13 protein-coding genes and 1 tRNA gene are annotated in these 13455 nt (G+C 55.1%); 3 read left to right on the top strand and 11 right to left on the bottom strand.

Annotated features, from left to right (window positions below):
- The first annotated feature begins 77 nt into the window (after positions 1-77).
- Genes HH1059_RS10440 through HH1059_RS10430 form a run of 3 tightly spaced genes read left to right on the top strand, consistent with a single transcriptional unit; the run spans position 78 to position 3902 of the window.
- Positions 78-1706, top strand: a complete 1629-nt coding sequence (locus tag HH1059_RS10440; protein WP_096410096.1) for a methyl-accepting chemotaxis protein — start codon at positions 78-80, stop codon at positions 1704-1706.
- 5 nt (positions 1707-1711) lie between these two features.
- Positions 1712-3163 carry an SLC13 family permease gene (locus HH1059_RS10435; protein WP_275951822.1) on the top strand — a complete coding sequence of 484 codons (1452 nt, stop codon included), beginning with the start codon at positions 1712-1714 and terminating at the stop codon, positions 3161-3163.
- Entirely contained in the window at positions 3153-3902 is a 750-nt protein-coding gene (locus HH1059_RS10430) for a sulfite exporter TauE/SafE family protein (protein ID WP_231901941.1), read from the top strand. The genes HH1059_RS10435 and HH1059_RS10430 overlap by 11 nt, the downstream gene beginning before the upstream one ends.
- Positions 3903-3925: 23 nt before the next feature.
- Here HH1059_RS10430 and HH1059_RS10425 read toward each other — a convergent pair whose 3' ends face one another.
- From HH1059_RS10425 to infC, 11 genes are all read right to left on the bottom strand, one after another.
- Entirely contained in the window at positions 3926-4774 is an 849-nt protein-coding gene (locus HH1059_RS10425) for an alpha/beta hydrolase (RefSeq protein WP_162549515.1), read from the bottom strand.
- A 338-nt stretch (positions 4775-5112) separates the two neighbouring features.
- Positions 5113-6954, bottom strand: a complete 1842-nt coding sequence (locus HH1059_RS10420; protein ID WP_162549514.1) for an Lnb N-terminal periplasmic domain-containing protein — start codon at positions 6952-6954, stop codon at positions 5113-5115.
- Positions 6955-7202: 248 nt separating this feature from the next.
- On the bottom strand, positions 7203-7682 hold the full coding sequence (locus HH1059_RS10415; protein ID WP_096410091.1) for a DUF3015 family protein: 480 nt from the start codon (positions 7680-7682) through the stop codon (positions 7203-7205).
- 343 nt (positions 7683-8025) lie between these two features.
- A tRNA-Pro gene (locus HH1059_RS10410) sits at positions 8026-8102 on the bottom strand.
- 44 nt (positions 8103-8146) lie between these two features.
- On the bottom strand, positions 8147-8509 hold the full coding sequence (locus tag HH1059_RS10405) for a MerR family transcriptional regulator (protein WP_096410090.1): 363 nt from the start codon (positions 8507-8509) through the stop codon (positions 8147-8149).
- Entirely contained in the window at positions 8487-8789 is a 303-nt protein-coding gene (ihfA, locus tag HH1059_RS10400; RefSeq protein WP_096410089.1) for an integration host factor subunit alpha, read from the bottom strand. Before ihfA ends, HH1059_RS10405 begins: the two co-directional genes overlap by 23 nt.
- A 1-nt stretch (position 8790) precedes the next feature.
- Positions 8791-11178: a phenylalanine--tRNA ligase subunit beta gene (gene pheT / locus HH1059_RS10395; RefSeq protein ID WP_096410088.1), complete on the bottom strand. Its 2388-nt coding sequence runs from the start codon at positions 11176-11178 to the stop codon at positions 8791-8793.
- 6 nt (positions 11179-11184) lie between these two features.
- Entirely contained in the window at positions 11185-12219 is a 1035-nt protein-coding gene (gene pheS / locus HH1059_RS10390) for a phenylalanine--tRNA ligase subunit alpha (protein WP_096410087.1), read from the bottom strand.
- Positions 12220-12236: 17 nt separating this feature from the next.
- Entirely contained in the window at positions 12237-12596 is a 360-nt protein-coding gene (gene rplT / locus HH1059_RS10385; RefSeq protein WP_096410086.1) for a 50S ribosomal protein L20, read from the bottom strand.
- A 37-nt stretch (positions 12597-12633) separates the two neighbouring features.
- On the bottom strand, positions 12634-12828 hold the full coding sequence (gene rpmI, locus HH1059_RS10380; protein WP_096410085.1) for a 50S ribosomal protein L35: 195 nt from the start codon (positions 12826-12828) through the stop codon (positions 12634-12636).
- A 78-nt stretch (positions 12829-12906) separates the two neighbouring features.
- Positions 12907-13404 (bottom strand): translation initiation factor IF-3, encoded by a 498-nt coding sequence (gene infC / locus HH1059_RS10375; RefSeq protein ID WP_338018635.1) that lies wholly within the window; start codon positions 13402-13404, stop codon positions 12907-12909.
- Positions 13405-13455: the final 51 nt, after the last annotated feature.

The following is a 13455-nucleotide window of genomic DNA, read 5'->3' as shown; positions in this document are numbered from 1 at the left end:
ATCGGGTTCACAAGTATAGAATTTATCAGGACAATTTGGCCTTGTCGCCAGCTTGGCGATGGGCATGGGGGTAGAATATGAAGGCTCTCCTGGGGCGCATCCGTGACGTTAGGATTTGGATACGCTTGCTCATTGCAATATGGGCTATGTTGGTTCTCACCTGGACGGTGATGATTGCCTTCGCCTCTTGGGAGAAGCGTGATGTTGCCGTAGATCAGGCGATCGACTTCACTCAGACGATGAACCAGATGACCATGGCTGGCCTGACTGCCATGATGTGGACTGGAACAATCGATCAACGTGATGAGTTTCTCGATCAGATAATCGAACTACCCAACGTCAGTGGATTGCGCGTGCTCCGGGCCGATGCTACCCGGGAGCTGTATGGCGACGGCCCTGAGGAGCAGCAGCCTCAGGATGAGATTGAAGAGCAGGTACTGCGCACCGGAGAGGCCTATATAGAGCAGGTCGACGGCGGACGAGCGGTGCGTGCCGTGATACCCAATTTCAATGACCGCGAATTCCTAGGCAAGAGCTGTGTTGACTGCCATGGCGAGCATCTTGAGGACGAGGTCCTGGGTGCGGTGAATATGGAGATCACCCTTGAGGATGTAAACGAGGCCGTAGTGGGCTTCGGGTTGACCATGTGGGGAATAGCAGTGCTGCTCAGTTTGCCCTTCCTGCTCGTGGTTTACTTGTTTATCCAGCGCTTTGTCACTTTCCCGATTCGCGAGATGACCGATAGCTTGAACGCTATAGCTGGCGGCTTTGGCGACCTGCGCCACCGTATGAACGATCAACGTAAGGATGAGATTGGTGAAGTAGCTAGCGCCTTCAATTGCTCTATGGCTGTTTTCCACGACCTGATTTCGCAGGTCATAGAGGCCTCTGGGCAACTCAATACAGCAGCAGAGAAGGTCTCGCGGGTAACCGAGAACACCGATGATAATATTGAGCGCCAGCGCTCGGAGATTGAGCAGGTTGCTACTGCCATGAATCAGCTCACCTCGACAGCACATGAGGTGGCGCGCAATGCCCAGAACGCTGCTGAGTCAACTCAGTCCGGCGAGAAGGCTGTGCTTCGCGGCAAGCAGGTTGTTGAGCAGACCGTCGGCGGTATTAACCACTTGGCTGATGATGTCAACCGCGCAGCAGGGGCCATTAAGAAGCTGGCCGATGATAGTGAGCAGATTGGTACGGTAATCGATCTGATTCGCGAGATTGCCGAGCAGACTAATCTGCTTGCCCTTAATGCAGCGATTGAGGCCGCGCGGGCGGGTGATCAAGGGCGTGGGTTTGCGGTTGTTGCCGATGAGGTGCGCAAGTTAGCTACCCGTACCCATGAGTCGACTCAGCAAATCCAGGATATGATTAGTAGCTTGCAGGAGGAGACTGGCAGCGCCCAGCACGCTATGGAGCAGAGCCACGCCAAGACCCAAGAGACTGTGGAGCAGGCTAACGAGGCTGCCTCTGTGCTGGATGAGATTCAGGATGCAGTCTCCAACATCAGTCAGGTTAACACTGAGATTGCCAGTGCTGCCGAAGAGCAGAGCCAAGTAGTTGAGGAGATAAACCGCAACGTCACCACAATCAACGATGTCTCGGAGGAGACCGCCAGACAAAGCCGGGAGACTCGCTCCGCTGGCGATGAATTGGAGAGATTGGCCAGAGATCTTAAGAGCCTGGTTGAACAATTCAGAGTTTGACAAGCTTGGGAGCAAACAAACGCAGACTGATAGGCCTAACCATCGGGCCGGTTATAGCCGGCCTGATGCTCCTGCTCGGTGAGCCGGAAGGGCTAGACCCTCATGCTTGGCGAGTAGCTGCGCTGACTGCGCTGATGGCAACCTGGTGGGTTACCGAGGCCCTGCCGATACCGGTTACTGCCCTGCTTCCGGCCATCTGCCTGCCGCTGATGGGCGTAGCCTCGCCCGAGGAGGCTGCCGCGCCCTATGCCAATCCCATGGTGATGCTCTTCCTCGGCGGATTTCTTATCGCCATGGCGGTGCAGCGCTGGGGACTGCACCGGCGGATTGCCTTGCTTATTCTAAGGGTGGCCGGGGGGCGTGATGACTTCCTGGTAGCCGGTTTTATGCTCGCTACCGCGCTGCTGTCGATGTGGGTGAGCAATACCGCGACCGCTGCCATGATGCTGCCAATCGGCTTATCGGTTATAGCCCTAGTCGAGGCGAGTACGGGTGAGTCTAGCCGACGGCTTACCCTGGCGTTGCTGCTCGGCATAGCCTTTGGCGCCAATATTGGTGGTTTAGGCACCCTGATCGGGACTCCACCTAACGCCTTCCTAGCTGCCTATATGGGCGAGCGCTACGATTTTCAGGTGGGTTTTGGGCAGTGGATGCTGATTGGCGTGCCGGTGAGCGTGACTATGTTGGTCTTTGCCTGGTTGATGCTCACCCGGGTCTCCTTCCCCTTACCCCGTCAGCCCATAGCTGGTGTGGCCGATCTTATCGAACGCGAGCGACGTCAAGTAGGTAAGATTAAGACCCCGGAGATGCGCGTAGCTATCATCTTTGCCTTGACTGCAGTGGCATGGATATTCCGGCCCTGGTTAGAAGGTGTAATGCCGGAGTGGATAACCATCAGTGACGCCGGGATAGCCCTTATGGGGGCTATGGCGATGTTCCTGGTGCCAGCAGAAGGCTTGCGGTTGCGCTTTTTGCTTGATTGGGAAGATACCCGCGCATTGCCGTGGGGGGTGCTAGTGCTGGTCGGTGGCGGTCTGAGCCTCGGTGTGGCGATAGAGGATAGTGGGCTCGCCGGCTTTATTGCCGGCTTGTTAAGCGGCATCGGGGCTTGGCCGACGGTTTCCTTGGTGCTGATCATTGCCGGTTTGGCGGCGCTGATGAGCCACGTGACGAGTAACACTGCAACTGCGGCAACTCTTCTGCCGCTGGTTACCTCGCTGGCCCTGCAGATCGACGTGCATCCGTTATTGTTCGCTGTGCCTGTAGCATTAGCAGCCTCGGCTGCCTTTATGTTGCCGGTAGCAACGCCGCCGAATGCGATTGTCTTTGGCAGTGAGAAAATAACGGTACCGGATATGGTTAGGGCCGGGTTTGGTTTAACCATCGGTGGTGCGCTGCTAGCGACAGCGGCTGCCTACCTAATCGCCCCGTGGCTATTCGGCTTCAGTGTCAGCTAGTTCAGCCTTGCCCCTGCCTATCGAGCTGAGTGAGTGGCTAATCGCCTGCGCGATACTGCTGCTCGGAACCGTGATCCAGGGCTCTATCGGCTTCGGACTGGCCCTGTTCGGGGCCCCGTTGCTTTATTGGCTGAATCAGGATCTGGTCCCCGGGCCGATGTTGGTGGTGGGGATGTCCTTGCCTTTGCTGATAGTTATCCGTGAATGGCGAGCCATGGACGTTCAGGGGGTTAAGTGGACCATACCAGGCCAGTTATCTGGGGCAGTGCTGGCGGGCTTGGTCCTGGCAGTTGTCGACGAGTCTTTGCTATCTCTTCTCTTCGGTGTGCTGGTCCTGTTGGCGGTCATCTTGAGTGCCCTCGCCGGGGCGCCCCGGATTACTCCGGGACGGCTGTTAAGCGCCGGTACTTTGTCAGGTTTTATGGCCACAGCTACCTCTATCGGTGGTCCGCCCCTGGCTATTGCCTATCAAAGCGTCAGTGGTGCTCGATTGCGCGCCTCGCTCTCGGCGGTCTTTGTAGTCGGGGCGTTCGGCTCGCTGAGCGCGCTTGCGGTGATTGGGCGGTTCGGGCTAGAAGAGATGCTCATTGGGCTGAGTCTGCTGCCGCCGATACTAATCGGCTTCTGGGTATCCATCTACACCGCTACGATCTTTGATCGCCAGTGGCTGCGTGCAGCGGTGCTGGGGGTCTCTGCTGTGGCCGGATTGGCTGCTATAGGGCAGGGGGTGTGGGGGTAGGATCCGGGAGAGTTTAGAAGTGCCTAGGGGCGTGGCGGATCCTGCTGCCAGGGATCGGCAGGTGCCTTTTCAGCCGCATCCAAATCGCCTTCAAGCCAGCCATGGAATGTGTCTAGTAAGTGTTTACGGACCCTGGAGTCGGCCATAGGAAGGCCGTGTCTAGCGCCCTCTATATGCCAGATGTGTCTGGGCGGAGATGCCGCCTCATAGAGGCTCTCGGCGTGATGGGGAGGGGTAGTTCTGTCTTTCTCGGCGGCTATAAGCAGTACTGGCATTTGCAGGTCATGAATAAAATCAATTGGCGAGTACGCATCCGTGACTAGCCAGGAGAACGGATATTGAAATGGCCATGTCAGCCAAAAGCTACCTAGAACCTCACGGGTTATTTGCCGATAACATGCGAATGGGGTTTCGGCTACCAACCCGGCAGGCTCTTCTCCTTCCCAGAGGCTTAGCGAAGTTATAGCAATGCTCGCGCCGATGCTCTGACCGAAGACTAGCAGCGTTTCGGGGTCCTTTTCCATGTCGTTAATAACCGTTTCTAAGGCGGCGTGGGCGTCTTTGTGTACACCGCTAAAATCAGGCCGTCCCTCTGAATGGCCAAATCCCCGATAATCGAAGACAAAGACGTTAAAACCGTGTTTTGGTAGCCACCATACGGATACTAAATGGGTGCTTATATTCTGGGCGTTTCCATGGAGGTGAATAATGGTGCCAAAAGTCTCATCACCTTGAGCCGGTAGAAACCAGCCGTGGAGCTTTACCCCATCCGAGGATTTAAAGAATACGTCCTCATACTCCACTCCTTCCTCTTTAGGATCCCAGTAGTGTTCCTCACTGGGAAAGAAGAATGCCCGCTGGCAGCCCGACACCAAGGCGGCTGCTGAAATCAAAACAAGTATTAGAGTCGCTCTTGTGAGTTTACATACTAGCGGTGATCGGGGAGTAGTTGTATTAACTGATAATTCGAGGATCCGCATAGCGATTAAGAACCTTTAAGTTCCCCTCGGGCCGATGGTTGATAGGTGCTGAGGGGAACCTCTAAAAACTCCGCCGGCGCTACCATCCGCCCCGGTGTGGAGGACGCCGTGAATCCATCCCTGGAGGCTTCATGGCGCCATCCCTGGTGCCAAGACCTCCACACCGGGGCGGATGGTAGCGCCGGCGGAGTTTTTAGAGGCCACCTGAGGGCACCGTTACTCCTTCTGTATCAAAAGTAAAAATGCATAAGCAGCTGCACTTCATTATGGCGTACCTCAAAGTCCTTTTCGCGGATAGCATGCAAACGTATGGCGGAGTTACTGGTTATACTGATAGCAGTTTTCGCTGCAACCCGCCATGATTCTTTGTTGTCGTGGAAAGCTAGACTCTCTGCAGATAAGCTCAAACGGGCTAGAGGGCGGCTATAGAGAATCTCCATTTGGCCACCAACGCCTGCTCGGTAGCCATCATCAAAATCAGGAGAACCACGCAAAGTTGTTGCACCTGCAACCACTAGGCGACCAGATTTTGTGTCCCCAAAACGCCAAGCAGAACCGACGTGGGCAGATGTGGTGCCGGCTAGCGCCCGTTGCCCCTCCTCAGCCCGGTGTTGCTGCGCGCCCAGTTCTGCTCCCCAAGTAATACCCGGTAGTGGCTGGTTACGTGGTGTAATAGAGCGAACGTTTACTAGGTTTAGCCTCTCTAGCTCAAGCCCGCCGTCTGGCTCAGTGCCGTTGCGAGGGTCATCATCCTGGTAATAACGGGCTCTCAGATCAAGCATTTCGATTTGTGCGCCGGGCAAATAGCCGCCCGGAGGATCTAGAAGGTCGTGATATGAGCCGCGCCACTGGATTTCAGCGTAGTTGACCCCATCAAGTTGGCCAAAGCCGATGCCATATCTGCCCGTTCGGTGACCTTCGTCTGGCCGTACATCAGGGCGTGGTGGGTCTGCAAGACTCTCAGCGCTTAAGCGAGATCGTGCTAGTAACAGGTTGTAGCGCCGAGATCGTGACTCCTCACCTAAATCTTTCGTTTGAGCCAGATAGTCTAGATATTCGTAACCTGCCTCTAGGATATGGGCTCTTTTATCTTCAGGCAGTTCAACTAAGGCCTCGCTTGAGGCATCGATTTCGCCATAAGCTAAATCTTTAGCTAATTTGCTCTGGTCATCGGTCAATTGTTCGAAGGCGTAATCAAGTTTGCGAGCGGCAGACGGGCGGTAGGTTATCTGATCTACTAGTTCGGGGTGTTCTTTCACAGCCCGAACAGTGTCAGCCGGGATAGCCCAAAAGTTAAAGTTGCTGACCAAGTCTAGATCTGGGTCGGCAATTTCAAGAAGATACATCAGTCTTAAGGAGCAATTTTGATAAAAGAAATAATACGGCAGGCCAACACCATCTAGTTCCCAAAGGTGTGCGAGCAATCTATCTATGGCAGCATCATCTAAGTTTAGCTTGTACTCCCATAAATCACGCCTATCTAGCCGCGTATATTCGTTTACCTTTTGGTAGTAAGGCATTATGGCGTAAGATCCAGGGTAACTTCCTAAGACACCACGCATAGCAAAAATGACGCCGTGATCCTCTCCAGTTTGCGCGGCGTGATTGAGGGCAAACGAAGTTAATGTATGTTTGCTATCTGCGCTACTATCTAAACGTAATAAGGTATGGCCGAACATTGACGCCGGGTTACCCATGTAGGCGTCGGCAAAGATAAGTGCTACACGTTCGGTTTCTATGCGCTCTCGCCAGCTAGTGTAGGCTCGACACTGAGGAGTTGGCAGCCGTGATATGAACTCAGCCAGATTTAGCTCACTAAATATGAACTGTCTACGAGCAGGGAATAGGCAAGCGGCATGGGCATCATCTGCTCCGGGGATTGTTGGGGCAAATAAAGCTTTTAAGGTTGCTTTTAATTCGGCATGAGGATCATTTCTGCCATCTTCGTGAAGATAGAATCCCGGCGTTTTCACCATGCCTCGACGTCCCGGCCGGAAAACCCTGTTCTCGTAGGCGAGCAAGCTTAGCCAACGGGAATCTTGGGCTAGCTCGGCAACTTCTGAGGATTCCAAAAGCTCTTCAGGGGGAGCACCAAACGCTACTTCTGACCCAATGACTGGGTTGCTTAATAGCAGTATAAGCAAAACCGCATAAAATGAGCTAGAAAGAGAATGTTTCGGGCAGATGAGCCAGCTAAGGTTCATCACAACGAGAATGTACTCTTGTTAAGTTGTCTATAGATGTTAGTCCTAAAAATAGATCGCCTAGGCAAGACACCTAGGCGATCTGACGCTTAAACGGCTGTTATATATCAGCCTTTTCAAGCGGTATAGCGGTTTAGAGTCTCGCTTGCGGCCATGCTGGACTCTAGGTTTTCCATAACCTCACCGGCAGTGACGTTTTCTGACGGGAATATCTCGGCAAAGTTTTGCTGCATGTGCTCGGCAAACTCGCCTCTGTCAGCCTCTTCGATGTCAAGCAGGGCAGCTAGCGTATCAATGCTCTCACCGCCGCCGTTGGCAGCCTCTACTATGATCGACTCCATGTTCTCAGCCATGAAAGCATCAGCCTCGGCAGTGATGGTAGCGCCGTGCTCGCAGCCAAGGGTGCCCGAAGTGATACCGAAGAACTGGTTAGCGGAGATGCCATTGGTGGTTACTGCAAGTATGTCTTGAGCAATTCCAGACTGACCCTCCCAAACCATGCTGCCGAGACCGCAACCGGTATTGTCAGCCTTAGCTACTCCGGCCACAGCCATCGTTCCGGCAAGTGCGGTAGCCGCTAGGTAACTTTTACGCATAACTCTCTCCTTATTTTCTCGTATGAGAATCGTTTATAACAAGCCTAAATCTAAGCTCTGGCCGTCTCACACGACCTGTATCCAATCTATCACGTTATGTGCAAGATTGGCGATAGGGCATGGTGTGGCGATTATTCCCAACACAAAGAAAAAGAAAAAACATTTGGCGTAAATCTTGCGATCAAATAATAATCTAAGTAATACAATCTGATCACTTGGATCAAGGGATTTGTTTGCGGCTCTATTGTTATCGGTGGGTAGGTGTGGCTGCTGTGTCGACGCGGTTTTCTATACAGCTGGACGCTCTTGTGAAGCTCTATCGAGCGATAAGCATTTGATTGTCTGGTCGGGGCGGCAGGATTTGAACCTGCGACCACCTGCACCCCATGCAGGTGCGCTACCAGACTGCGCTACGCCCCGAATTGACCGTTGATCATACATCTATGTGCTTTTATCGGCAAGCCTCATCTTTTTAGGATATTGAGCACCGATTCAAGTTCAGAGCGCATCTGCCGGATAACCTGCTTGCTTTCGCGCGTATCCTCACGCTCTTCACCGCTTTCCAACTTCTGTCTAGCGCCCCCAATTGTAAAGCCTTCATCGTAAAGGAGGGCGCGGATACGCCTGATTAAGATGACGTCCTGACGTTGATAGTAACGCCTGTTGCCGCGACGCTTTACCGGCTTGAGTTGGGGGAACTCCTGCTCCCAGTACCTGAGGACGTGGGGCTTGACCGCGCACAGATCACTGACTTCACCAATAGTGAAATAGCGCTTTGCCGGTATCGGCTGCAGCTCATCCTGGTTATTCTTCTGTGGTTCCGGCATAGCCCTCGACACGGCTCTTTAGTTTTTGGCCGGGGCGAAACGTCACCACGCGCCGAGCTGATATCGGAATCTCCTCTCCGGTTTTGGGGTTACGTCCCGGTCTTTGGTTTTTATCGCGTAGTTCAAAGTTACCGAATCCAGAGAGCTTTACTGGTTCGCCACTCTCTAGTGCTACACGGATCTCTTCGAAAAAGAGCTCGACCAACTCTTTAGCCTCGCGCTTGTTTAAGCCTAACTCCTCAAAAAGCCGCTCGGCAATGTCAGCCTTAGTTAAAGACATCCTATCCCCCTCTCAAGCTCGCTTGGTACTCGTCCTGCAGGTGTTTTAAAACGGCCTGGGTAGTTCGCTCTACATCCTCTTCTGTTAGCGTGCGGCAATAATCCTGCAAAATCAAGCCCATGGCAACACTTTTAGAGCCTTCCGGGATACCTTTGCCACGGTAAATATCGAATAGGACCAAGTCTACGAGGAGATCACCGGCTTGCGCGCGCGCTGCTCGCAGCAGATCATCGGTGCTGATTTCATTATCTACAACCACTGCTATATCGCGACGTACCGCTGGATAACGGGATATAGCCTGGAATTCGGGCAACCTGGCTGCGGCAAGTGCTGAGTAGTCGATCTCAAACAGTACGGTGTTAGCGGATAGTTCCAGGGTCGTGGCGTGTGCGGGGTGCAGCGTGCCGATCCATCCCACCGGCTGACCACGCATGTCAATGCGGGCTGATTGGCCGGGGTGGAGGGCAGGGTTTGTATCAGCAACAAAGGTGAATTCGTCCATATTGCCGGTGCGCACTAACAGCGCCTCAAGATCGGCCTTTACATCGAAAAAGTCCGCTGCCCGCCGCGAACCGTCCCACTGCTCTTTCAACAATGGGCCGCAGCAAACACCCGCTAGGCGAGAGGTTTGGGCTAGATTGTCGAGATCACCGTAAAATACGCCGCCCAGCTCGAACAAACGAACCCGCTCATGTTGGCGGTGTTGATTGTGCTGCGCCGCTTTGAGCAGCCCAGGCCAAAGGGTGGTGCGCATTACCGCTAGTTCTGCGGAGAGTGGATTGGCCAAGGGCAGGGCTTGACTATCAGGGTCGATTTGCTGCTGCAGGGCAGGATCAACAAATGAGTAGGTTATCGCCTCGTAATAGCCCCGCTCCACAAGGGTCTGTTTGAGCTGCTCGGGGCCGATCTCTTGCTCGGGCGCAGAGGCCACATGCAGTGGTGCCTGGAGGGGGCGCTCGGGGATGGAGTTGTAACCATAGAGCCTGGCCACCTCCTCGATCAGGTCGACTTCGCGCTCCAGGTCAAAGCGCCAACTAGGAGGCTGCACGCGCCATCCATCATCAAGCTGTTGCGGATCAGTTCCCAGGCTCTCGAGCATGCTTGTCACAGTTGGGTCATCTAGCGACCAGCCGAGGAGTGATTCAAGTCGTTGGCGACGCAGTTTGATTGGACTGCGCCGGGGCAGCGCGCTGGGATCAAACGTGTCATCAAGCGGTCCGGGGGAACCGCCGCATATCTCACAGACAAGGCTGGTGGCCCTTTCAGAGGCTTTGGCAGCAGCGGCAAAGTCTACGCCGCGCTCGAAGCGGTGGGATGAGTCGGTGTGCAAACCGTACCTTCGAGCTCTGCCAGCGATAGTAGCAGGATTGAAAAAAGCCGCTTCGAGAAATATGTCTTGGGTCTGGTCATTCACTGCGGTAGCGGCGCCCCCCATCACCCCAGCAAATGCGATCGGCCCACTCTGATCGGTAATGACTAGCACATCTTCATCGAGCTCTACATTCTGTTCGCCGCCAAGCAGTTCGAGCTTTTCATTAGGCTGAGCTCGACGCACAACAATCGGTGGTTGCAGCTTATTGAGATCGAAGGCGTGCATGGGCTGGCCGAGTTCGAGCATGACGTAATTGGTGATATCGACAACCGCCGATACGCTCCTTATCCCGGCACGGCGCAACCGCTCACGCAGCCAAGTGGGCGTGGGGGCTTGCGGGTTGATGCCTCTTATCACTCGGCCGCAGTAGCGTGAGCAGTCCGCTGGGCTGGCTAATTCAACAGCTACGCTATCCTTGCGATCCGCGCCTATGTTTATTGTTTGTAGTCCGCGGAATGGCGTCTTGGTAATGGCCGAGACTTCCCTGGCCACTCCGGTCATGCCTAGGCAGTCGGCGCGGTTGGGGGTTAGATCAATGTCAAAAATGGTGTCATCGAGGTCTAGGGCTACCCGCAGGTCGGCTCCTAGGGGTAGGTCGGGGGTTATTTCCAGCAGTCCGCTGTGATCATCACTTAACCCTAGCTCAGCCGCTGAGCAAAGCATGCCGGATGACTTCTTGCCGCGCACTTCGGCAGCTTCCACTTCGCGGCCATCGGGTAACTGAGCACCTACCGGAGCAAAAGGCACCCGGATGCCGGGGCGAGCGTTAGGGGCGGCGCAAACAACCTCAAATTGCTCCGCATTTTGGTCGATCCTGACTCGGCAAACTTGCAAATTATCGGCATCAGGATGCGCGGCGCAGGAGGTGATTTCGCCGATTACTATGCCTTGAAATTGCGGAGCTGCAGGCTCCACGGAGTCGACTTCCAGGCCTGCCATGGTCAGCGCCTGGGCAAGTTGTTGCGAAGAGAGTGGCGGGTTGACCAACTCGCGTAACCATTGCTCACTTACACGCATGGGAGTTCACCGGAATTGGCCGAGGAAGCGGAGATCGTTGTCGAAAAACAGGCGCAGATCATCAACGCCATAACGCAGCATGGCTAAGCGCTCTACGCCCATGCCAAATGCGTAACCGGTCCATTGTTCAGGGTCTATCCCGACATGCTCAAAAACCGCCGGGTGGACCATGCCGCACCCCATCACCTCAAGCCAGCCACTTTGCTTGCAGACCCGGCAGCCATCACCGCCGCAAATTACGCACTCGACATCGACCTCGGCTGATGGTTCGGTAAAGGGGAAATATGACGGGCGAAAGCGTACCGCTACCGAGCGCTCGAAGAATGCGCTCAAGAATTCGTGCAACACGCCTTTTAGATCAGCCAGGCTCACTTGGCGATCTACCAGGAGCCCCTCCACCTGATGGAACATCGGGGTATGGGTTAGGTCCGAGTCGCAGCGGTAGACACGCCCCGGGGCTATAACCCGCACCGGAGCGCCGTCGCGCTCCATGACACGGATTTGTACCGGCGATGTGTGGGTGCGCAGCAGGCGACTGGCATCGAAGTAAAAGGTATCGTGCATGGCCCGCGCCGGATGGTGGGCAGGGATGTTAAGGGCCTCAAAGTTATGGCGGTCATCCTCAACCTCAGGACCGTCGGCACTGCTGTATCCAGCCCCGGCGAATATCGCCTCTATGCGCTGCAAAGTCCGGGTAACCGGGTGCAAGGCACCCCGTTCCATCCCTCGCCCGGGCAGGGAGACATCTATCCGTTCTGCCTGCAGGCGCCGCTCAAGATCAGCGCGCTCAAGTTCGCTGCGCCGACTCTCAAGCCGCTCGTTGAGTCTGTCCTTGGCAGCATTGATTGCCGCGCCTGCCTCTGGACGTTGCTCAGCCGGCAGTCGACCCAGACCTTTGAGAAGGGCGGTCAGCTTGCCCTTCTTGCCCAGGTAAGTGACCCTGACCGAGTCAAGCTCACCAGGATCGGCAGCTGCGTCAATTGCCGCCTCGGCCTCGCGCGTTAAGCTCTCCAGATCGTCTGGATGTCCTGCCGCCCCCATACCGGTGCCGACCCGCCTTAGCTGGCCAGGGCGCCCTGCGCCCGCTCTGCCAGGGCGGTAAACGCTTGTGGATCGTTTACGGCTATATCGGCCAGTTGCTTACGATCGACTTCTATGCCGGCTTGGTGCAAGCCATTCATCATGCGGCTATAGGAAAGGCCGTTTTGGCGGGCAGCCGCATTGATACGCTGGATCCACAGCTGGCGAAACTCACGCTTGCGTTGACGGCGGTCCCGATAGGCGTACTGACCGGATTTGATGACCTGCTGACGAGCAATACGGAACGACTTGCGCCGCATGCCATAGTAGCCTTTGGCCGCCTTGAGAACCTTCTTGTGTTTGGCGCGACTTTCAACGCCACGCTTTACTCTTGCCATGGGATGCTCCCTTCAATTTAGCTTGGCGAGACCAAAATTACTTAGCGAGCATGCGCCTTACCATTGGCGCGTCGCTGTCATGAACCTCGGTAAGCTCACAGAGGCGACGCTTACGCTTCGGGTCCTTTTTGGTCAGGATGTGACTGTGGTTCGAGCGGGCACGGACGATCCGCCCGGACGGTCTTACCTTGAAGCGCTTAGCTGCGCCACGATTGGTCTTCATCTTGGGCATGATCTGCCTCCCGTTGTAACAAAAAGAAGCGAGCGCGACACCTGCAAGCGGTGCGCGCCCGCCAATGAGACTGTGGTTTTACTTGCCCTTGCGGGGACTCATCATCATGACCATCAGGCGCCCCTCCATACGTGGGCGCTGGTCTACAACTGCTATATCCTCGAGCTCTTGCTCAACTCTATCAAGCAGGCGCTTGCCGAGTTCCTGGTGGGCCATCTCACGGCCGCGGAATCTGATGGTTACCTTAGCCTTATCGCCATCCTCCAAGAAGCGGCGTAAGTTACGCAGCTTTACCTGGAAGTCGCCTTCGTCGGTTCCGGGGCGGAGCTTAACTTCTTTGACCTGGATCTGCTTTTGTTTCTTGCGCGCAGCCTGCTGTTTCTTGCTCTGCTCGAACTTGAACTTGCCGTAGTCCATAGCTCGGCAGACAGGGGGCTCAGCGTTACCGTCGATCTCTACTAGGTCAAGCCCTTCTTCTTCCGCCTGTGCGAGGGCCTCTTCAGTGGCTACTACCCCCACCTGTTCGCCTTCACTACTGATGAGGCGTACCTGGGGCACTGTGATCTGGTCATTTATGCGGCGATCACCGCCACTTGCTCGCTGACCGCGTTTCGCTTTGGTTGCGAT

It is taken from the genome of Halorhodospira halochloris, assembly GCF_002356555.2.
Lineage (GTDB): Bacteria > Pseudomonadota > Gammaproteobacteria > Nitrococcales > Halorhodospiraceae > Halorhodospira > Halorhodospira halochloris.
Note: the sequence above shows the minus strand (reverse complement) of the source record. Positions and strands in the feature narration are given on the sequence as shown.

Excerpts from the sequence above, each read along its gene's own strand:
- pheT (WP_096410088.1), bottom strand. The coding sequence starts at position 11,178 with ATGCGTGTAAGTGAGCAATGGTTACGCGAGTTGGTCAACCCGCCACTC.
- rplT (WP_096410086.1), bottom strand. The coding sequence starts at position 12,596 with ATGGCAAGAGTAAAGCGTGGCGTTGAAAGTCGCGCCAAACACAAGAAG.
- HH1059_RS10440 (WP_096410096.1), top strand. The coding sequence starts at position 78 with ATGAAGGCTCTCCTGGGGCGCATCCGTGACGTTAGGATTTGGATACGC.
- rpmI (WP_096410085.1), bottom strand. The coding sequence starts at position 12,828 with ATGCCCAAGATGAAGACCAATCGTGGCGCAGCTAAGCGCTTCAAGGTA.
- HH1059_RS10415 (WP_096410091.1), bottom strand. The coding sequence starts at position 7,682 with ATGCGTAAAAGTTACCTAGCGGCTACCGCACTTGCCGGAACGATGGCT.
- pheS (WP_096410087.1), bottom strand. The coding sequence starts at position 12,219 with ATGGGGGCGGCAGGACATCCAGACGATCTGGAGAGCTTAACGCGCGAG.
- HH1059_RS10405 (WP_096410090.1), bottom strand. The coding sequence starts at position 8,509 with ATGCCGGAACCACAGAAGAATAACCAGGATGAGCTGCAGCCGATACCG.
- ihfA (WP_096410089.1), bottom strand. The coding sequence starts at position 8,789 with ATGTCTTTAACTAAGGCTGACATTGCCGAGCGGCTTTTTGAGGAGTTA.